This is a genomic window from Microvirga ossetica (assembly GCF_002741015.1).
Classification (GTDB): domain Bacteria; phylum Pseudomonadota; class Alphaproteobacteria; order Rhizobiales; family Beijerinckiaceae; genus Microvirga; species Microvirga ossetica.
Genome location: NZ_CP016618.1, coordinates 684,862 through 703,739, shown reverse-complemented (window position 1 = coordinate 703,739; position 18,878 = coordinate 684,862). Strand labels below are relative to the sequence as shown.

The window sequence follows — 18,878 nt, the reverse complement described above, 5'->3', positions numbered from 1 at the left end:
GGGCCTTCTGGGCATGGCCAAGGACGGGCCATGCCGCAGTCGTACCGCCGAGCAACACAAGGACATCGCGCCGCCTCATGGGATCACCTCATGACCGACATCCGGGCCGACAGGCTGGATGATACACCAATGTGCCCCTCGAAGTCCTCCGGGGGCCTCGAAGATTCGAGTTCGGCGTGCGAGGCAGCCGCTTGGGAAGCGGGTAGGCTTTGCTTGGTTCGACCGACAGCACGCCTGCGGCCAGGAGATCGAACAGGCCCTCCGCCGGGCCCACGGGCGGCCAGCCGAGACACCGGAGAGCCGACGCTGCCTGGCGATCGGCCGACGTTCACCAATACCCCGCAGACAAACAAGATCAGCACGTTGGACGAGAGAGGTCCCCGGCCCCCCTGCGTGGCGGTGCTGCGCCGGATCACCTCCTGATCACCTGAGATCGAGACTTGAAATGATCAATAGTAACGAAGTTCGTCTGAACCAAGCGTGACGTGCTGCAGAAAATTCTCTTTAGAAGGCACGTGTTCATACAGTTCAACTGTCCCATAATCTTTGAGACTTGGATGAGCAGAGCCGGTTGTTCTCAATATTGGCTCTGTTCTTACAGCCCATCTCGCCGTGGTGCTTACTGCTATGAACGATTTTTCCATCAGCGCGAGCGCTGTTCGAGCTTCCGAAACCCACCTTGCAACGGTGTTCGGACAAACCATGGTCGGTATCATTCACCGGGACCTGAACGGCCGAGTACTGATGGTCAACGACCGCTTTTGCGAGCTTGTGGGTCGTAGCAGCGACGAACTCCATCACTTAGCCATGGAGGATATCACGCATCCCGAGGATGCTCCCGGGAATGCCCAACTGTTGGCGCAGCATCTCCCGAGCGGCACGCCATTTCAGATCGAAAAGCGCTATGTCCGCCCGGACGGCTCGCTCATCTGGTGTGCCGTGAACATGTCCTTCGTGCGTGACGAAGCCGCCCATGTGGTCTCCATGATTGCCATCGCTCAGGACATCAACGACCGCAAACTCGCAGAGGATAAAGCGTGGGCCAGCCACAATCTTCTTCAGAGCGTCATCGACAGCGTGCAGGACCTCATTTTTGTCAAGGATCGGGAGGGGCGCTACGTCCTCATGAACCGGTATGCGGCCGAAGGTTGCGGAGTTCAGGAGGGGCAGCGGGATTATGACCTTGTTCCGCATGACATTGCGGAGAGCTTTATTGAAATCGACCGACTGGTCATGGCGTCGGGCCAGAGCCTTGCGGTTGAGGAAGTCGTCCCGATCCATGGGGAGCTTCGCACATTCCAAACCATCAAGGTCCCCTGGCGACAGAACGGCGATATCGTCGGTGTGATTGGCGTTGCCCGGGACCTCACCGAGCGGTTCGAAGCCGAGGCGCGCTTGCGCGCGAGCGAGCAGCAGCTTGCTGCTCTTATCGATAACCTGCCGGGTGCGGTTTACACCTGTGTTCCTTCTGCTCCTTGGCTGCTGACATACGTGAGTGACGGTGCCGAAGCCCTCACCGGCTATCCCGCCGCCGATTTCATGGAGCAGAAGCTCACTTGGGCCGATCTCGTGCACCCGGGCGATCTCGCATCTCTAGAGGCAGCGATTGCCCACAGTATCGAGGCGCAATTGCCCTTCTCCCTGACTTATCGGATCACCACACGGGAGGGCGAGGAGCGTTGGGTCAACGAGCGGGGCAAAGGCGTCTATGACGCTTCGGGGGCACCCATTCTCCTGGAGGGCTTCGTCAGCGACGTGACAGCCCAGTGGCAGGCGGAGGAACGGATCCGCTGGGCGGCGCAGCACGACCCGCTCACCGGACTCCCCAATCGCAGGCTGTTCCAAGATCGTTTGGAGGAAGCGTTGCGCCGCGCCGCTGCGGCCGGCAGAAAGGTCGGGCTGCTGCTGCTTGACCTTGATCATCTCAAAAAGGTCAACGACACCTTGGGACACGACGCTGGTGACGCCCTGTTGCAAACAGTAGCGGACCAGCTGATACAATCAGTGCGCAGCAGCGATACGGTGGCACGTAACGGCGGCGATGAGTTCGCGATCATCTTGCCGGGCCTTGAGAGCGAGCGCGAGATGTGGTCGCACATCGGGCCGGTTCTCGGACGCCTGCAGGAGCCATTCTCCCACAGCGGAAGGGTCATGGCCTGCGGCGCCAGCATGGGTGCCAGCCTCTGGCCGGATCATGGCGACGACGCAGAAACCCTGCTGAAGCAGGCGGACATCGCGCTTTATGCAGCTAAGACGACCGGCCGTGGCAAGGTGATGATGTTCGAACCCGCGATGCGGGCTGAGGCGCAGCGCCGGACCACAATGTTGAGCCTGGCGCGGGCGGCGGTCGACGAGCATCGCATAGAGCCGTTCTACCAGCCCAAGGTGTTTCTGGACAGCGGTAAGTTGGCCGGTTTCGAGGCCTTGCTGCGCTGGCGCAATCCACAGGCCGGGATTGAGCTGCCCTCAACGATCCAGGCTGCCTTTGAGGATCCGAGTCTCGGGATCGCTCTGGGACAGCAGATGCATGACGTCGTGTTCGCCGATATGCGGCGCTGGTTGGATACTGGCCTCAACTTTGGGCACGTCGGCATCAACGTTTCAACCGCGGAATTCCTTGGCGGCGACTTGGCGGAGCGGGTGCTCAATCGCCTCAAGGCTGCCGGCGTTCCACCGCACTTCCTTGAACTGGAAGTGACTGAGACGGTTTTTCTCGGCTGGAGCAGCCCCTTTGTCGAACGCGCTTTGCGCACACTGAGCGCAGAAGGGGTGAAGATCGCGCTCGACGATTTCGGCACCGGCTATGCTTCGCTCTCGCATCTGAAGCAGTTTCCGGTCGACGTCATCAAGATCGACCGCTCCTTCGTCCATGATCTCGCTCACAACGCTGACGACACTGCTATTCTGCAAGCGGTTCTGAACCTCGGAAAGAGCTTGAACATCACCACGGTTGCCGAAGGGGTCGAGACTGAAACGCAAGCCTCGTACCTTCGGGCCCAAGGCTGTGTTCTAGGCCAAGGCTTTTTATTCGGCCGCCCAACCATGAAGACCTTGATCCCCAACCTGATTGCCTCGTGGAGACCTCCCTCAACCCGACCCGGAATCCTGTGAGTTCTCCGGCAATCACTCCTCAGCAGTAGCATGGGCCATCGGGGACAGGCTGTTGCGCACCCAAACCCGTCCTTACGCCGGAGCCCGCTGCAAGGGAGCATGAGGGAAATGGCACCGTTCTCTTATTCCGGGGATTCTGGTCAAGCCCTTTGAATGGCACCGTCAAGTTATCGGAGAAGGACGAGTCTATCCTGGGCTTAGGTCTGGATCAGGCGGCACTCGCAATACCTGTCACCTCGGGCCAGACCTGAAAGGCCCGAGCACGAGCCCGGCGATGATCAACGGCGTTGGTGTTTGCAGGACGGCGGAAGAGATTGGCAACCTGATCGTGAGCCGACAGGAAGCGCTGAGCCTGTCCGGCTGAAGCGCTTCATGATGCACTCGCGTCGTCGGGTCGGTTGATGGCTGTTCTCGGCGCGATTGTTTAAGCCCTTGTGCTGCCGATGCTCGACGCTGGGCATCACTGACCTCTTTGCGACGGCATAGCTGGCCAGCTTGTCCGTAATCATCACACGCGGGGGGATGCCCTGCTTCTTGAGCAGCTTGCGGAGCAAGCGCTTGGCGGCCTTCGCGTTGCGACGGCTCTGAACCAGAATGTCGAGTACGACACCATGCTGGTCCACAGCCCGCCACAACCAATGCTTCTCCCCAGCGATGCTGATGACAACCTCGTCGAGGTGCCATTTGTCCCCAGGAGCCGGAACTCGCCTGCGGATCTGGTTGGCAAAGCTCTGACCAAACTTCAGGGCCCACTGCCGCACTGTCTCATGGCTGACCAGGATGCCGCGAGCGGCCAGCATCTCCTCAACCATGCGTAAACTGAGTGGGAATCGAAAGTAGAGCCACACGGCGTGGCTGATCACTTCGGCGGGGAAGCGGTGGCGGGCGTGGCGAGGATGACGGGTCGGGTTCATTCCTCCCATATGCCTGGGTCCGGTCACCCTCCGGTTAATTTGACGGTGCCGCCTGAGATCAGGTTAATCCCTCTTGGCCTCCCCTATCAGCATAGGAAATCGGGTGCCTCAAGATAGTGCACCGAGCACACTCCGCGCCTCCTCCACATCCGGCAGCCCCAGACCCAGCCAGGAAAGCATGTTCGTTCCTCACACCCTCGCCCTTTACGGCGGCCAATGCCTTAATGGAACGACAAACCTGGGTCACCCAATAAGCAAGAGCAGGGCAGCCTCCCCGCACAGTCAAGCTAAGCTATAGAAAACATTGGCTAATCCAGCTGCCAAAGACCGATCTTAACTGGCTGTTAACCATAGTTCCGACATCGTCATGCCTGATGAACTTTGGAGATGCCATGATCGGCGATCAACAGAAAGCTAGAAGAGGACAACTCGACAGAGTGGCTCAGAGCCGGATCGGTCGGCGGTTGCGGTTGGTCTACCGCCATCTCGTGGGCGAGCCGATCCCGGACAATCAGATCGACCTTCTCCTTGCCCTCCGGTGGAAGGAGCGCGATCAGGGCGGGTCTGCATCCAAGGCCACCGGGCTGTCGGCTCATGATGAAATAACCTTGGACGGAGCGCCCGAAGGCACCCTCTGAAACGGAACGAGTGTTCGGAAACCAGGCTCTCGAGTGTGCTGTGATTGGCCTACTGGGCTATGGTCAGGCAACAGGGTTAACCAGAGGTTAAAGGCCCACTCCTGCAGGGGCTGAGCAGCCGGAAAACGCGGCGTGTCCGTCAGCCCTCCGGGTGCGTGGTCTCTCCAGGCGCACCGAACGCCTCAAGCCGCGCCTGAGCTGCTTTGAGTGCAGCCTCCTTCCAGACGAGCGCGAGATCTTCTCCAAGGTCGTCGTTGGCCCGCTGCAGCGCCTGCTCCCGGATGTTGCGCGCCAGGTTGAGGATGTGCTTCTCCATGGCCTCCTCGCCGGGAGCCAAGCTGGCGTGCATCAGGCTCAGGTCCGCCGCCATAGCACCGTACGTCTCACCTGCCTGTCGCGCAGCCTCACGCCTATCCGCTTCTGTCTTCATTGCGGATGCTCACCTCGTGCGCAGATGCTCCGCCTCCAAGATAAGCTGCTGAGCCGTTCGATCCAGGGGCGCATGCGTTGCAAGGCTTCGAAGGCTTTCCGACAGGGAAGGCAGGAGGGCGGCTTCGCATGACAAAGCGGTGGTTTTGCAAAACGAAAAAGAGGTTGCTCAGCATAGTCTCAAGGGTGCCTGGGGCTGCAGGCTTCGCTGGGTCAGTTCCATCGAGGCGCCGCTTTCATACGGTCGAGCTGAACCCCAGAGCAAGGCCGATCATCAGACCGATGAAGGCTGTCCCCATCTCCGGCCGTCAGGACCAGGAGGCCTCCTCACCTACGGGCAGCGGCGGGCGGGGAGGCCCTTGCTCATCATCTCGGGGACCTGCCACGACAGTCAGACCTCCTGGACACATCATTCCGGGTGGATGATAGAAAGACTCGGGCATCTGGCTGTTTCCTGGGCGCGGGCCTCATCTGCCGACACGCGAAGCTGCTATAGAGCCTCGGACCGGAAATGAGACTCCTGGCTTCTGTGCGAGGCCGAGCTGTGATTCACTGCCTGGACTGGGAGGTGGATTATGGGTCATTGCTATTCCCTGGATCTGCGGGTGCGCGTCGCCGACTTTGTCGATGCAGGTCATTCCTGCCGGGCGGCAGCCCAGCACTTTGACGTCAGCGAGAGTTTCGCCATCAAGCTGGTGCAGCGGAAGCGGCGGTTCGGCTCGCCGGCACCGGCCCGGCAAGGCCGTCCGCCCGGACGCGGCAAGCTGGTGCCCTATGAGAGCTTCTTGATCCAGACGGTCGAGGCCGAGCCGGCCATCACCATGCCCGAGCTGGCCGCAAGGCTGCTGACTGAGCATGGGATCGTTGCGGCTCCCGCGATGCTCTCGCGCTTCCTGTGCCGGCACGGCTTCTCATATAAAAAAATGCCTGATGGCGGCGGAGTGCGCACGCGCCGATGTGCGGGATGAGCGCCGGGTCTGGCATGCCCAGCGCCAGCCGCGCATGCGCCAGGAGACGCACCGGCTGGTGTTCCTGGACGAGACGTATGTCAACACCAAGATGACGCGCCTGCGCGGGCGGAGCCGCAGGGGCCAGCGCCTACGCATGAAAGCTCCCTTTGGACACTGGAAAACCCATACCTTTCTGGCTGGGCTACGGTGCAACGAGTTGTGCGCGCCGTGGATCATCGATGGCCCGATCACCCGGTTGGCGTTCGAGGCTTACATTGAGACGCAGCTCGCGCCGACGCTGCGCAAAGGCGATGTGGTGATCCTCGACAACCTGGCTGTCCACAAGAGCGAGAAGGCCGCTCAGTGTCTGAAGCAACGCGGAGCCTGGTTCCTGTTTTTACCTGCTTATTCGCCTGATCTTAATCCAATTGAACAGGCCTTTGCCAAGATCAAAGCGCACTTGCGCAAGGCCGAGGCCCGAACGTTCGACGCGCTCTGGCGAGCGCTCGGTGAGATCTGCAACCTGTTCGAACCACAAGAGTGCTGGAACTACCTTAAGGCTGCCGGATATGCGTCCGTTTAACCGTCCGATGCTCTAGCGGTCAGATTGGTAACAGAACTGCGCCGGACTCCCTCAGTCGCAAAGCAGTACCCGCTTCTTGACGCCGGTAGGATGGGTGGTGATATGGCGAATGGAGTTTCGGCTGGATGCTCCAGCGCAAGAGTGGTGAATGTTGGAACGTGTTCGAGGCCGCAAGAGCTCCCGCGAGAAAATTCTCGACGCGGCTGCGGAGCTTGTCAGCGAGATCGATTCGGGACGACTGACACTGGACGCCGTCGCCAGAAGGGCTGGTCTCAGCAAGGGCGGCCTGCTCTACAACTTTCCTACCAAGGACGCGCTGCTTCAGGCCATGGTTCAGCGCCTTGTCGACGAGGTCTCGGCGGAGCGGGAGGCACTCCGAGCTAAGGCTGAGCCGGGGCGCAACCTGGAAGCGCGCCTGTGCACGGCGGCGCTGCTTAAGCTGCGCTCGGGCAGGACCAAGGAGGTCGTCAATGGCATGCTCGCCGCTTCGGCAGAAAACCCGCGCCTGCTCGATCCCGTGCGCGCGGTCATCAAGGCGACCCTGGACAAGCTGCAAGCCACGTCTGACGATCTGGACGCGGCGCTGGTGGGCTGGCCATTGAGGGCCTGAACAGTCTGGTAATGCACGACCTCAACCCCTTCTCAGAGGAGGAGCACGAGCGGGTCGTCCAAGCAGTCAACCGCCTGTTACGCAACGGGATCGCTGAGTAGAGCCCTCAGGCCTGCCACCACTGGAGATAGCTGTGGTGAGGGAGTACAGCCGCCGTCGCAGTCTGTTGAACCGAGTTGGGCAAGTCAGGCGCAAGGCAAATGTGGAGCAATTATGTGCCTAGGGTTAGAGCAAGTCTGCTCCCAAACACCCGATAAAATAGAACGGATCGGCAGCCTTTCCAACGCGGCTTGAAGACTGCTCCTTCAATAGGAGCCCCTGTGATACTCACGCCGATCCGGTCCCCATTTGAACCTGCTGCGGTAAATTGCTTTGACGCACCGATCCCGACAGCGCTTGTCTCTCTCACGGACACCGTTCCAAGGGCGTGCACTTCTCCATCGGTTATTCTGGCCTGGATGGCGGCTCAGCCACCCAAAACAAAGCCGGATTGAGCTTTGGGGCAGCTCTATTGGTTGTCTTAGCTACCCACGTTCTTGCTACGTACGACGTTGCCAAATGTGTGAGTTTCTCGAGGCCGCAACTGGCGCAAGTTGCGGACAAAAGCCGGTCTGAACTTGCGCACCCATCGCCGAACCCTCTCATAGGAGACCTCCAGGCCCCGCTCGACCAAGAGTTCCTCGACATTGCGGTAGCTGAGCGTGAAGCGTAGGTATAGCCAAACGGCGTGCCGGATGATCTCAGGCGGGAACTGGTGGCGGTACGAAATGGGCTACATCCCCTACCCTGCTGCACCTCAATCCGGTCCGTTAGCCCTTAACGTGGCATTGCCAATGTGACACCCCCCGAATGTGCGGGAGGCAATACGGAGAGCAAGAGGATGTGTGGGGCGGTGTATGACGGTCTTGCTGAGATGGGTGCGACCAGTTCCGGACAACGTCAGCCTCAGGGTAGACCAACACGGTAGAATGCTTCGGTGCACCACACTTTCTCATGCTCCCCAGCAGCCCGGACCAGAGGTCGATCCCTGACTAATGACCTGTTTAGGCTCTGGAAGAAATCCCAGCGAAACCGTTTCTGCTCAATCGAGAAATTCGATCACAGCAGTTTGTCGAGCGTGATCGGCAGATTGCGTACCCGCTTTCCGGTGGCGTGGTAGATTGCATTGGCAATTGCGGCCGGAACACCCACGATGCCGATCTCGCCCAATCCTTTCACCCCAAGCGGATTGACGATGTCATCCTGCTCATCGACGAAGATCACCTTGATGTCATGCACGTCTGCGTTCACCGGAACATGGTATTCCGCGATGTTCGCATTCATGATGCGCCCAAAATTGTGATCGATCAGCGTTTCCTCGTGCAGGGCCATACCCATGCCCCACACGACGCTTCCCACGATCTGGCTGCGCGCTGTCTTGGCGTTGAGGATGCGTCCGGCCGCGACGGCACTGACGATGCGAGTGACGCGCACGACGTTGAGCTGCTCATCCACCTTCACCTCGGCGAAGACCGCCGAATGCGTGTTATGGGCGTGTGAGCCGTCCTTCGCGAAGCGGGTGGTCTCTTCACGTACGATCCTGTCCACACCGCCGTGCTGCATGGCATCCGCGATCGATACCGCGCGGGCTGCATCCCGCCTGCTGACGATCATGCCGTCGGAGAGGACAACCCCTTCCGGAGCTGCGCCTGCGAGAGGCGAGTTCGGCATAGCCTTCGCCAGACGCAGCAGCTCCTTGCGGACCGCGTTGGATGTCGTCACGATTCCGTTCGAAACCGAGGCCGCTATCCAGGATCCGCCCTCCACCGGCGACTGAGGTAACGTCGAATCACCCAACCGAATCGTGATGCTTTCAAGCGGCAGGCCCAGCGTGTCGGCCGCGACCTGCGCCATGATCGTATAGGTTCCGGTGCCGATATCGGATGTCGCGCACGACACCTCCGCGTGCCCATTCGCTGTGAGTACGATGCGAACCGTGATCGGCATCTGCAAAGCCTCCCAGATGCCGGTCGCCATGCCCCACCCGACCAGCTCGCCCCCATCCCGCATGCTGCGAGGCTCCGGGCTGCGCTTGTCCCAACCGAATGCTTCCGCACCCTGACGGTAGCATTCGCGGAGATTCTTGCTGCTGTACGGCAAGTCACTGGTCTGGTCACGCTCCGAGTAGCACCGCAGGCGAAGTTCCAGTGGATCGAGCCTGAGCGCGACGGCAAGCTCGTCCATCGCGGCTTCGAGCGCATAAACACCGGTCGCCGCGCCCGGAGCTCGCATATCGGATGACGTAGGAAGATCGAGCCGCACCAGATTATGCGCATACCTCGCGTTGGCACTCGTGTAGAGCAGGCCGGACCAAGTTGTTTCGTCCCGGCGAAAGTCTTCGTAATGTGACGTCACCGTGGTCGCGTCGTGCACGATCGCGCTGATCGTGCCGTCAGTGTCGGCACCCAGGTCGATGCGCTGGATCATAGCCGGCCTGTAGCCAAGGGCGTACATCTGCTGACGCGTGAGCACAACACGGACCGAGCGCTCCAGCGCACGGGCAGCCAAAACGGCCAGAACAACCTGATACTGCGGCCGCAACCCGGACCCGAACGCGCCGCCGACAAACGGCGACATGACCCGGACGGCCTCCGGCTGCAAACCGAAGACGCTGCACACATAGCGGTGCACGTTCTGCACGCCTTGAGTTTTATCGTAGATCGTGATCTTGCCACCGCCGTCCCAGATCACTGTCGAAGCATACGGCTCCATGGGATTGTGATGTTCGATTGGGACGTAGTATTCGCCGTGGTGGCGCACATCGGAATCCGCCAGGGCGTTCGCCACGTCGCCTCTCGGCTTTGCCGGCTCCTTGAGGGCAATCGCGTCGTCCAGCTTACTATACATATCGGTGACATGTGCTTCTCTTTCATACTCCACGCGCACGAGCGAGGACGCGAAGCGCGCGGTTTCGGAATTCTCGGCCAATACCAATGCAATCGGCTGGTTGCTGAACATGATCCTGTCGTTATACAGGGGACGGAACGGCGAGCCCTGGCCGGGCGCCAAATCATCCTTGTAGGCCTTATCGGTCTCGGCCATCGGTGGCCGGTTCTCGTGTGTGAGGACCGCAACGACCCCGCTGACGCTCCTGGCTTCGCTGATATCGATCTTCGCGATGCGTCCCCGTGCAATGGCTGATCCGACGACACTGGCATGGATGAGACCGGGGGCGTTGAACTCGCCAGCATATTTCGCTGTGCCTGTGACTTTGTCACGCCCATCGACACGCGAGGTAGGACTTCCGATGTAAGGAGTCATTGGCTTGCTCGCTTGGTCTTGTTCAGCGGCGGGTGTTGTGGACGCTGATAAAATGGCGCGTCCGTCTGTGAACACACCGACGGCCACAGCACCTTGCCGGGTACTTCGGCGGCTAATCTCGCCTCGGTGTGGTATAGCGTAGAGCGATCACGTGCCATCGCGTCCTCATGCGATTTTCTTGTTGCTCTGAGACTGCGGCGTTCCTCGCGCGGCTTGCGTCAGTGCACGGACGATGGTGCGGCGTGCGAGTTCGATCTTAAAGGCGTTGTGTTCGAATCCTTTAGCATCTCGCAGCGCCAGGCCCGCGGCGCGATTGAAAGCCTCCGGGCTCGCGTCTTGTCCGGTCAACGCCGCTTCGGCCGATTCATCCCGCCATGGCTTGTGGGCGACGCCGCCGAGTGCGAACCGGGCTTGTTGGATCGTACTGCCGTCTATCTCCATCCCAACCGCGACGGACACAAGCGCGAAGGCGTAGGACAGGCGATCGCGGATCTTGAGATAGGTGTAGTTGTTGGCGAATCCTCGGGCGGGAAGCTCGACGGCGGTGACGATCTCGTTTGCATCCAGATTGGTATCGCGCTGCGGCGTGTTTCCGGGCAGGCGATGGAAGTCCGCAATCGAGATGACCCGCTCCCCCGCGGGTCCGGCGACATGAACCTTGGCGTCAAGGGTAACGAGTGCAACGCACATATCGGAGGGATGGGTCGCAATGCACGCATCGCTCGTTCCCAGAATTGCGTTGATCCGGTTGATCCCTGTTATCGCCGAGCAGCCGCTACCGGGCTCGCGCTTGTTGCACGGCGTCGTCGTGTCGTAGAAGTAGAAGCAGCGCGTGCGCTGCAAGAGATTGCCCCCCGTTGACGCCATATTGCGCAACTGCGCCGAAGCGCCCGCGAGAATAGCACTGGCGAGCACCGGGTAGCGTTGCGCAATCAGCGGGTGCCACGCGAGATCGGAATTGGGCACCAACGCGCCGATCCGCAGACCTCCGCCTGGAGTTTCCTCGATCTTTGAAAGCGGTAGACGCGAAATGTCGATCAGTCGGGTAGGACGTTCCACATCCTCTTTCATGAGGTCAAGCAGGTTGGTGCCGCCTGCTATAAACTTCGCCGTGGGATCGGCGGCGATCTGTCGGACTGCATCGGCCACGTCGTTGGCTCGCGCGTATTCGAAGTTGATCATGAGGCCCCCATCACCTGCTGGATGGCCGAAACGATGTTCGGATACGCGGCGCAGCGGCAGATATTGCCGCTCATCAGTTCACGGATCTCGTCAGGGGTCCTCGCCTTACCTTCTGCGAGCAGACCGATTGCCGAGCAGATCTGGCCCGGCGTGCAGTAGCCGCACTGGAACGCATCCTGATCGATGAAAGCCTGCTGCATTGGGTGCAGCACGCCATCCGTTGCAAGACCTTCGACTGTGGTCACTGTGGCGCCGTCCTTCATGACGGCAAGCGTGAGGCAGGAATTGATCCGGCGTCCATCGACCAGAACGGTGCAGGCGCCGCATTGACCGTGATCGCACCCCTTTTTTGTGCCGGTGAGATCGAGATGCTCTCGGACTGCGTCGAGCAAAGTTGTCCACGGTGCGACATTAAGCTTGGTCGCAACACCGTTTACGATCAACTCAATCGAGACCTGGCTTGGTGACTGGATGGTTGCTTGAGTGGCCGTGTTCGGTTGTGCCATGGGCATTCTCCGCAGATCGAAGAAACCTTGGCCACGGACCGACTCAGGTGCACAGGTTTCGACTGGCACCTAGAGCATCATCTGCAAAATGTGATTTGGGTCGTCGCCAAAAGAACCTGAGAACTTGAACACAATGCAACGCGTGGGCAACAATTTCGATTGTGGGCGTTGCCCTCTAAAGCATCAGGCCCAAAAGCGGAGTCCACTTTTGGGATTGATCTCATACTCATCTTTTGAGCAACGCATCGGTGGTCGCGGGAAACCGGCTCCGCTCTTCTGCACCACACGCTCGGTACTACAAGCTCAGTCAAGGTCGTCAATATACACCATATTCTTCGCCTGCAAAGGCGCGATACCGAGTTGAGCACGTGCCGCGCCTTGATCGAGATGAAAAGTTCAATGGGTTGGAAGCAGGCGGTGGCCGCCTTCCCCCTGGGGGCTGGAGCAAGATCTGCGCCCGAGCATTCGGTAACTTAGTACGTAGCAAGAATGTGGGTCCGCACCGACCCTTGCGGCCATCCGCACGGCCGCCTGCGGCTGGTTCACCCCGATCCTCGGATCAGGATCCGACCCGGCCCATGCCGATCATCTGCACCTGGATGTGCAGCAGCATAGGTCGAGTGACCGCTATCGCATCTGCCAGTAGCCGTCGCGCACTTGCCGGAGGCATTCCGTCGGTGGTGAGGCTGACACGAGACCGTCGATCCTGTTGATCCTCGGCACTGCTCTCGCGATGGCGTGGGCGATCACCCAGGCCGGCGTCGCCCAGAGCCTGGCCACGCTGATGACGGGCTTGCCCGGCGGATGGCTCTAGTTCATGGCCGTGACGATCGTCGTCTTCCTGATCCTGGGCAGCGTGCTCGAGGGACTGCCGGCCATCGTGCTCATGGCGCCGCTCATGTTCCCGATCGCGACGAGCCTCGGGATCAACGACGTTCACTACGCGATGATCCTCGTGACGGCGATGAACATCGGCTTGATGGCACCGCCCATAGGAATGGGCTTCTATCTCGCCTGCAAGATCGGCAACGTTCCGCCCGACGAAGCCATCGGCGCGGTCTGGCCGTACCTCGTGGCGTTGCTCGTCGGTCTCATCATCATTGCCTTGGTGCCCTGGATCTCGATCGGGTTCCTCTGACGACAATCCTCGGCAACCCGATTGCGGCTGGATGTGCTATCCGTCCCAAAGCCACTGATCCTGTTTCTTCCGCGCTCAGGGTCGTGGTCAGACTCACGTCGAGGTGTGCGGAGGCACCTCCGTGAGCCGCTATCCCTGAATAGCTGACCAGCTTCTGCGGCGAGCTGAAGCGATGGATGTCGCCGATCGCCGCGATCAGATCGAGGCCACCGTGAGGTTCACGCCCGTGATGGTCATCAGCCGCTTGACCGCAGGATCGCCGAGCGCGTCCTGGACGATCTCGCGATCCAGGAGTTCCAAATCCTCGCCGAGCCGGTCCAGTTCATGCACGTGCTGCTCGATCGCCAGGATCTCGTCGGACAGGAGGGACTGGCGCTTGAGCCACGCTCGTCCGACCCGGCTGAACAGATCCGCATGAGGACAGCGCGGGATCAGATGCGCATGCAGGATCGAGTGGACCTCATTCTTGATCCGCGTGCGATGGCGAACCACCTGGTCGCGCCGGGCCACCAAGCGCCGCCTCCGTTCCACCTCAGGCGGCGGGTTCCAGATCTGAGGCAGGAAGCCGGCGGCCTGCAGGGAGGCCAGCACGCCGGCGTCGATCTTGTCGGTCTTGACGTGGGCATAGGCGATAGCCTTGACCTGGAGCGGATTGGCGATGATCACCCGCGCCACGAAAGGCGAGAGCACGCGCGACACCGCCATGCGGTTGCCAGTGGCTTCGATCACCACCTCATCGGTGGGTTTTAGCGTCTTGCCGAAGCCCTCCAGGGCGGTCCGGGTCATGTCGATGCGCCCATGATGGCGCAGCCGACCCTCTTAACAGATCACGACCTCGGCGAAAGTACGGTGGAGATCCATTCCGATCACACGTCGCATGGCAAAGCTCCCTTGATCGCGTTACGATGGGAGCGTCGGGCGACACGACACCTACGGATCCGCGCTCTCGGCGCAACCGGGCGATTCGCAGAGACGGCCAGCTACTAACACGAGCTCGCAGCTCATCGTTCAGATCCGCCTGCCCGCACTTCGTGCTCCCGGTGCCTCTGTCCCGGAGGCACTGTCAACTTAATGCTTTTACTCGCTCTTGCAGGTGTTTAGGTCCAGAGCGGGTCACGCATTTTCAATAGCTTAGACCCGCTTGGAAATCGCTGAAAATACCGTAAGACGGCCTTTACACAGTTAAGTTGACGGTGCCCTTACAAGATGGCTCAGGTGATTGGCATTCTGGAAACACGGCCGCTTGAGACGGGCTGCGTTCCGACAGCCGTTCATGGGCGGCACGGTTGCCCGTCAGCAGCCCATCCATGGGCCGAGTCCGTGACCGATCAGATACCCGGCTGCGCGCTCCTGTGCCAGAGCCTGCCGTCTGAGGGAGCGGTGGTGTTGCCACAAGGCGAAGCGAAGCCGTCGTGTGATCATACCCACCTCCCGCTCTGGCTCGGGACTGGGAATCGTCCCGCCCGTGTTTCGCCCTAGCTTCCCTGCTAACGGGTGGTCCCTGAACGGGAGCTCAGGATGCTCAGTCCATGGCGTGGCCTTGCGCTCCTGCTGCTGACGGCCGGGCTGATGGTCCTGGAACCGTGGAGTGCTCACGCCGAGGCCGAGGTCGACCTCGCGCTGGTGCTGGCCGTCGACGTCTCCCTGTCGATGGAGCCGGACGAGCAGGAGCTTCAGCGGCAGGGCTTCGTCGAGGCCTTCCGCTCCTCGGAGGTGCACGAGGCCATCGGCAAGGGCATGCTGGGGCGCATCGCGGTGGTGTACGTCGAATGGGCCGGGGCCGGATACCAGCAGGTGGTCGTGCCCTGGACCGTGATCGAGCAGCCGGGCGACAGCCGTGCCTTTGCGGCTCGCCTGGCCGAGAGCTCCATCCAGCGCTTCGGCTACACCTCCATCTCGGGTGCCATCGACTTCAGCCTCTGGAAGCTGCGGACAAGCGGCATTCAGGCCGTCCGGCAGGTGATCGACATCTCCGGTGATGGCGCCAACAACCAGGGCCGCATCGTGACCGCGGCGCGGGACGAGGCGCTGGCGCAGGGGATCACCATCAACGGGCTGCCGCTCATGCTGAAGCGGCCGGACGGCCTGTGGGACATCGAGGACCTCGATCTCTACTTCCGTGACTGCGTGATCGGCGGACCGGGGGCCTTCATGATCCCGGTGCGGGAGAAGGCCCAATTTGCCGAAGCCATTCGAACCAAGGTCGTCCGCGAGATCGCCGACAGGCCCCGGATCCAGTCGCTTGTCCAGCCGACCCAGGCAGAGGGCCGGGCCAACTGCCTGGCCGGGGAGCTCCGGCGGCAGCGGAGCGGAAACTGACCGATCCGGGAGCGGTCAGAGCCAGTCGGATGATCCGGCGGCAGCTCGGGATGGTCATGCGCGATGACCTCAACCTGCTGCGCCTGGCCTTGATCGCAAGCATGACCTCGTCCCCGGCCTCGAGGCCGCGATCGCAGATCCGGCAGGCGGCCGCATCATGGCACGCGCACCCTGCGGCATCCGTTGGAACGAGGGGCCAAGCGACACGGTTGTTTCGGCATCGGGCGGGCCATCGCAGAAGAGCCGCGCTCACGGATGAGGAACAGACGCCATGACGCACAGATTTGGGATCGGCCAGCTCGTGCGGCCACGGGAACGCCTTCTCGAGAATACCGGGATCTACGAGATCCTGGGTCTTCTGCCCTCCGGATCGGACGACGAGCCCCTCTACCGGATCAAGGCAGCGGCAGGGCCGGTCCAGCGCGTTGTACGTGAAGCCGACATCGTGCCGGCATCCGCGTCCTCGCAAGCGAACGGCTGAACAGGCTCCGTCCCCGGCGCATCATCCGAACCAGGAACGATCGGCGAGATGATCCCGATGCGCATCGCCGTCATGGCAGCCCTGTTTCCCGGGATCTCCGCTGCCCAGGGTGATGTTTGGACCCTCGAACTCCTGGAGCGATACGCCTCTGGGTCAGGGACGGCGGGTTCGCCTGTCCCATGGCCACGAGGGTCACGGAGGTCGGTTCCGGTGACCGAGACACGGCGTTCAAGGTCATCTGCGGTCCTGCCGCGACCGCCGTCACCGGGGAGGAGGTTGCGTACCGCCTGGAGGTGTGTCCGAACGACACCCGGCTTGTAGAGCCGTGGCAGGAGTAGCCCGCCTCCCGGCGGAAGGGCTCTCGCACCCACCAAGGACGCATCGGGATCCCGCCCGGCCGATGCTTGCGCCGACGTCTTGCGCGTCGCGCCGGATTTCTTCGAATACGTGGTTTACAAGCTTGGCTGTGTTGCCTATTTGTTCCGGACGCGACCCGGGCTCCCGCACACGTCGCTTGCATCGGATCGCGCCTTCCGCGCATCGTCGACGTGCGCCGGACCCGACCTCGATACGATGATCTCCCGAACCCGCCCCTGATCGGTTCACGTGACGGCTTCATGCCGTCCGCATTGGGACGAGCGTACCCCATGCCCATCATTTCGTCTTCCGACATCGTCGCCGACGATGCGTCCGACCTGCTGACCCACATCCGCGAAAGCGCATCTGCTCTCTCGTTCCATCCGCGCGGCACCGTCCGCTGCCGGGGCGTGCCCCTGTTCCGGACCCAGGCCGCCCGCGATCTCGGCTGCCTGCTCGACGTCGATCCCGACGTGGTGTCTTGGATGTGCCTGCCGACGGTCCTCGCTGACAGCATCGACATACACGCACTGGCCTTCGCCGTCGTGCGTTCCGCCGGCACCATCCTCACTGATGCCGTGCCATCGGACGCGAAACGGCCGCCCCGGACTGAGTGTCCGACGGGCTAGAGTCAGCTCTGGGTTACGGACGGCCCTTCAGCTTGGTCGTGTGAAGGTCCGCTCGTCGCCCGTGACCTGCCCTCCCCTCCTGCAGCAACGAACTGCCTTCGAGGACGAGGCTCCGAGCGACCTGCCTGCAGGCCTGAAGGAAGCCATCGAGAACTGGACGGGCCCATAAGCCGCGGCAATCGTAGACTGGTGCGGGCGGAGGGGCTCGATCCCCCACAGCTGGCGCCGCTGGAACCTAAATCCAGTGCGTCTCCCAATTCCGCCACGCCCGCACGTGGTGGGCCCGCCCGGGCTCGAACCGGGAACCAGACCGTTGAGCGGCCGGCTCTGACCACTGAGCTACAGGCCCACGCCTCTCGAAATGTGCCGCATTCACGGATGGCTGGCTATGTCAGGAAAGGCACACCGGCATGGAGCTCCTGGAGATCGAGGCCTTTAGGAGTCAGGTCACTGCCACTGAGGATTCCATGCCTGAGCTTGAGATCCCGGAGCGATCTTCTCGCGACCGAACCACGCTCTTCCGTCTGCGTTCGCAGCAATGCCGCTATGTTGTCTCGGACGAAACCGAGGCGATCTTCTGCGGTGCCCCAACTGATGACGGATCCAGCTGGTGCCCTTGGCAAAGGCAGCTGGTCTACACAAAGCCAGCTTCCGGTGGTGTGAAGACTGAGCGTAGGTTCGTCCTTCCCAATCCTCGCTAGAGCAGGCTGATGATGGGGCCGCGGGCGGCATGCGCTCACTGGGTGGATTGCAGGGCGGCAATGGTCTGTCGAACGCCTTCCCGCAGCGGCGTGACGGCGCCCCCGAACGTGCGCTCGAACTTGGACGTGTCCATCACGAACGGCCGCTCGAACTGATAGAGCACCTCACGGGCCTCGCGGATCTGGCGATTGAACAGGCCGGCCAGTGTCATCATGCCCCGCCCGAGCCGCCGCATCCGGGGCGGCTGGCCCAGGGCCCCGAACACCTCAGCGATGAAGGTCCTGCCTGTCACAGGCGGGCCGCTCGGAATGTGCCAGACCTCGCCCCAGGCGCGGGCATTCGTCCCGAGGGTAACCAGGCCCCGGGCAAAGTCCGGCAGGTAGGTGAGTGTATGGGGCGCATCCAATGAGCCGAGCCAGGAGGCGGTCTTTCCCCGCAGGGCTGGCTCGATCACCAGCATAGTGGCGGCTGAGTTGGCATGGAGGCCATAGAAGTCCGAGCCGCGGCCGATCGCGACGCCGACCCGGCCACGCGTGTGAGCGGCCAGAAGCGTCTCTTCCAGGCGGGCCCGCAGCTGCCCCTTGGGGCCGCTCGCCCGGCGTGGGCTGTCCTCGGTCATCGGACCACTTGAGGGGCCGTACATGTAGAGGTTGTCGACCACCACGAGAACGGCATCGGCGGCTGAGGCTGCCGCAATCACGCTCTCGGTCATCGCCGGCAGGACCTGCGGCCACTGCGCGTACGGCACGTTCGCTGCGTGATAGACGACGGCTGCATCCCGGCAGGTCTTCCGAACCTCGTCGGCTCGCAGGATGTCGGCCGTGACCGCCTCGACTCCCTTGGGCCATGGGTCGGTGGCTCTGCGGCCGACCGCCCGCACGCGGCGGCCCTGGCGTGCCAGCTCGGCCACGAGGGCACAACCGGCGCCGCCGGTGGCCCCGAGGACAACGTGATAACCTCCCGTCTCCGCCACGGTCTCACTCCTTTCGGGAACTGTCGACGGCCATAACAATGGTCCTGATCCTGCCG

The 18,878-nt window shown here is 61.8% G+C and carries 12 protein-coding genes, 1 tRNA gene and 5 pseudogenes; 9 read left to right on the top strand and 9 right to left on the bottom strand.

The annotated features are described in order from the left end of the window. The first annotated feature begins 627 nt into the window (after positions 1-627). Entirely contained in the window at positions 628-3,111 is a 2,484-nt protein-coding gene (locus BB934_RS37875; protein WP_099514840.1) for a sensor domain-containing protein, read from the top strand. A gap of 208 nt (positions 3,112-3,319) precedes the next feature. Here the strand turns inward: BB934_RS37875 and BB934_RS37870 are convergent. Next, positions 3,320-4,025: pseudogene (locus BB934_RS37870) on the bottom strand (IS6 family transposase). Positions 4,026-4,417: 392 nt separating this feature from the next. Between BB934_RS37870 and BB934_RS37865 the strand changes: the two are divergent. Further along, positions 4,418-4,663 (top strand): NepR family anti-sigma factor, encoded by a 246-nt coding sequence (locus BB934_RS37865; protein WP_099514839.1) that lies wholly within the window; start codon positions 4,418-4,420, stop codon positions 4,661-4,663. 139 nt (positions 4,664-4,802) lie between these two features. Here BB934_RS37865 and BB934_RS37860 read toward each other — a convergent pair whose 3' ends face one another. Further along, the gene (locus tag BB934_RS37860; RefSeq protein WP_157934570.1) at positions 4,803-5,093 is read right to left on the bottom strand and encodes a hypothetical protein; all 291 of its coding nucleotides are present in this window, start codon (positions 5,091-5,093) and stop codon (positions 4,803-4,805) included. 574 nt (positions 5,094-5,667) lie between these two features. On the opposite strand from BB934_RS37860, the pseudogene BB934_RS37855 reads away from it, so the two are divergent. Both BB934_RS37855 and BB934_RS37850 read left to right on the top strand, forming a co-directional pair. Next, positions 5,668-6,625 (top strand): annotated as a pseudogene (locus BB934_RS37855) (IS630 family transposase). A gap of 148 nt (positions 6,626-6,773) precedes the next feature. Continuing rightward, on the top strand, positions 6,774-7,235 hold the full coding sequence (locus BB934_RS37850) for a TetR/AcrR family transcriptional regulator (protein ID WP_099514837.1): 462 nt from the start codon (positions 6,774-6,776) through the stop codon (positions 7,233-7,235). A 571-nt stretch (positions 7,236-7,806) separates the two neighbouring features. On the opposite strand, the pseudogene BB934_RS49760 reads toward BB934_RS37850, so the two are convergent. The 4 genes and pseudogenes from BB934_RS49760 to BB934_RS37835 all read right to left on the bottom strand — a co-directional run. After that, positions 7,807-8,004: pseudogene (locus BB934_RS49760) on the bottom strand (IS6 family transposase); the annotation flags it as partial. A 329-nt stretch (positions 8,005-8,333) separates the two neighbouring features. Further along, positions 8,334-10,535 (bottom strand): xanthine dehydrogenase family protein molybdopterin-binding subunit, encoded by a 2,202-nt coding sequence (locus BB934_RS37845; protein ID WP_099514836.1) that lies wholly within the window; start codon positions 10,533-10,535, stop codon positions 8,334-8,336. Positions 10,536-10,700: 165 nt separating this feature from the next. Continuing rightward, on the bottom strand, positions 10,701-11,717 hold the full coding sequence (locus BB934_RS37840; RefSeq protein WP_099514835.1) for an FAD binding domain-containing protein: 1,017 nt from the start codon (positions 11,715-11,717) through the stop codon (positions 10,701-10,703). After that, positions 11,714-12,223, bottom strand: coding sequence for a (2Fe-2S)-binding protein (locus tag BB934_RS37835; RefSeq protein ID WP_099514834.1), 510 nt, complete (start codon positions 12,221-12,223; stop codon positions 11,714-11,716). Before BB934_RS37835 ends, BB934_RS37840 begins: the two co-directional genes overlap by 4 nt. Positions 12,224-12,740: 517 nt before the next feature. Between BB934_RS37835 and BB934_RS37830 the strand changes: the two genes are divergently transcribed. Both BB934_RS37830 and BB934_RS37825 read left to right on the top strand, forming a co-directional pair. Next, positions 12,741-12,869, top strand: a complete 129-nt coding sequence (locus tag BB934_RS37830; RefSeq protein WP_099514887.1) for an extensin family protein — start codon at positions 12,741-12,743, stop codon at positions 12,867-12,869. Positions 12,870-12,923: 54 nt separating this feature from the next. After that, positions 12,924-13,361, top strand: a pseudogene (locus BB934_RS37825) (TRAP transporter large permease subunit); the annotation flags it as partial. Positions 13,362-13,475: 114 nt separating this feature from the next. Here the strand turns inward: BB934_RS37825 and BB934_RS37820 are convergent. Beyond that, positions 13,476-14,240: pseudogene (locus BB934_RS37820) on the bottom strand (IS110 family RNA-guided transposase); the annotation flags it as partial. 639 nt (positions 14,241-14,879) lie between these two features. Between BB934_RS37820 and BB934_RS37810 the strand changes: the two are divergent. From BB934_RS37810 to BB934_RS37795, 3 genes are all read left to right on the top strand, one after another. Further along, positions 14,880-15,680, top strand: a complete 801-nt coding sequence (locus BB934_RS37810; RefSeq protein ID WP_099514832.1) for a DUF1194 domain-containing protein — start codon at positions 14,880-14,882, stop codon at positions 15,678-15,680. A 271-nt stretch (positions 15,681-15,951) separates the two neighbouring features. Next, complete coding sequence (locus BB934_RS37800; protein ID WP_099514830.1) at positions 15,952-16,161, top strand: hypothetical protein; 210 nt, start codon at positions 15,952-15,954, stop codon at positions 16,159-16,161. Positions 16,162-16,808: 647 nt separating this feature from the next. Next, on the top strand, positions 16,809-17,147 hold the full coding sequence (locus BB934_RS37795; RefSeq protein ID WP_099514829.1) for a hypothetical protein: 339 nt from the start codon (positions 16,809-16,811) through the stop codon (positions 17,145-17,147). 187 nt (positions 17,148-17,334) lie between these two features. On the opposite strand, the gene BB934_RS37790 is transcribed toward BB934_RS37795, so the two are convergent. Together BB934_RS37790 and BB934_RS37775 are read right to left on the bottom strand one after the other, a co-directional pair. Next, a tRNA-Leu gene (locus BB934_RS37790) sits at positions 17,335-17,419 on the bottom strand. A 464-nt stretch (positions 17,420-17,883) separates the two neighbouring features. Next, positions 17,884-18,822, bottom strand: a complete 939-nt coding sequence (locus BB934_RS37775) for an NAD-dependent epimerase/dehydratase family protein (RefSeq protein ID WP_237050574.1) — start codon at positions 18,820-18,822, stop codon at positions 17,884-17,886. Positions 18,823-18,878 lie beyond the last annotated feature (56 nt).

Excerpts from the sequence above, each read along its gene's own strand:
- BB934_RS37860 (WP_157934570.1), bottom strand. The coding sequence starts at position 5,093 with ATGAAGACAGAAGCGGATAGGCGTGAGGCTGCGCGACAGGCAGGTGAG.
- BB934_RS37795 (WP_099514829.1), top strand. The coding sequence starts at position 16,809 with ATGCCCATCATTTCGTCTTCCGACATCGTCGCCGACGATGCGTCCGAC.
- BB934_RS37845 (WP_099514836.1), bottom strand. The coding sequence starts at position 10,535 with ATGACTCCTTACATCGGAAGTCCTACCTCGCGTGTCGATGGGCGTGAC.
- BB934_RS37835 (WP_099514834.1), bottom strand. The coding sequence starts at position 12,223 with ATGGCACAACCGAACACGGCCACTCAAGCAACCATCCAGTCACCAAGC.
- BB934_RS37810 (WP_099514832.1), top strand. The coding sequence starts at position 14,880 with ATGCTCAGTCCATGGCGTGGCCTTGCGCTCCTGCTGCTGACGGCCGGG.
- BB934_RS37865 (WP_099514839.1), top strand. The coding sequence starts at position 4,418 with ATGATCGGCGATCAACAGAAAGCTAGAAGAGGACAACTCGACAGAGTG.
- BB934_RS37840 (WP_099514835.1), bottom strand. The coding sequence starts at position 11,717 with ATGATCAACTTCGAATACGCGCGAGCCAACGACGTGGCCGATGCAGTC.
- BB934_RS37875 (WP_099514840.1), top strand. The coding sequence starts at position 628 with ATGAACGATTTTTCCATCAGCGCGAGCGCTGTTCGAGCTTCCGAAACC.
- BB934_RS37850 (WP_099514837.1), top strand. The coding sequence starts at position 6,774 with ATGTTGGAACGTGTTCGAGGCCGCAAGAGCTCCCGCGAGAAAATTCTC.
- BB934_RS37800 (WP_099514830.1), top strand. The coding sequence starts at position 15,952 with ATGACGCACAGATTTGGGATCGGCCAGCTCGTGCGGCCACGGGAACGC.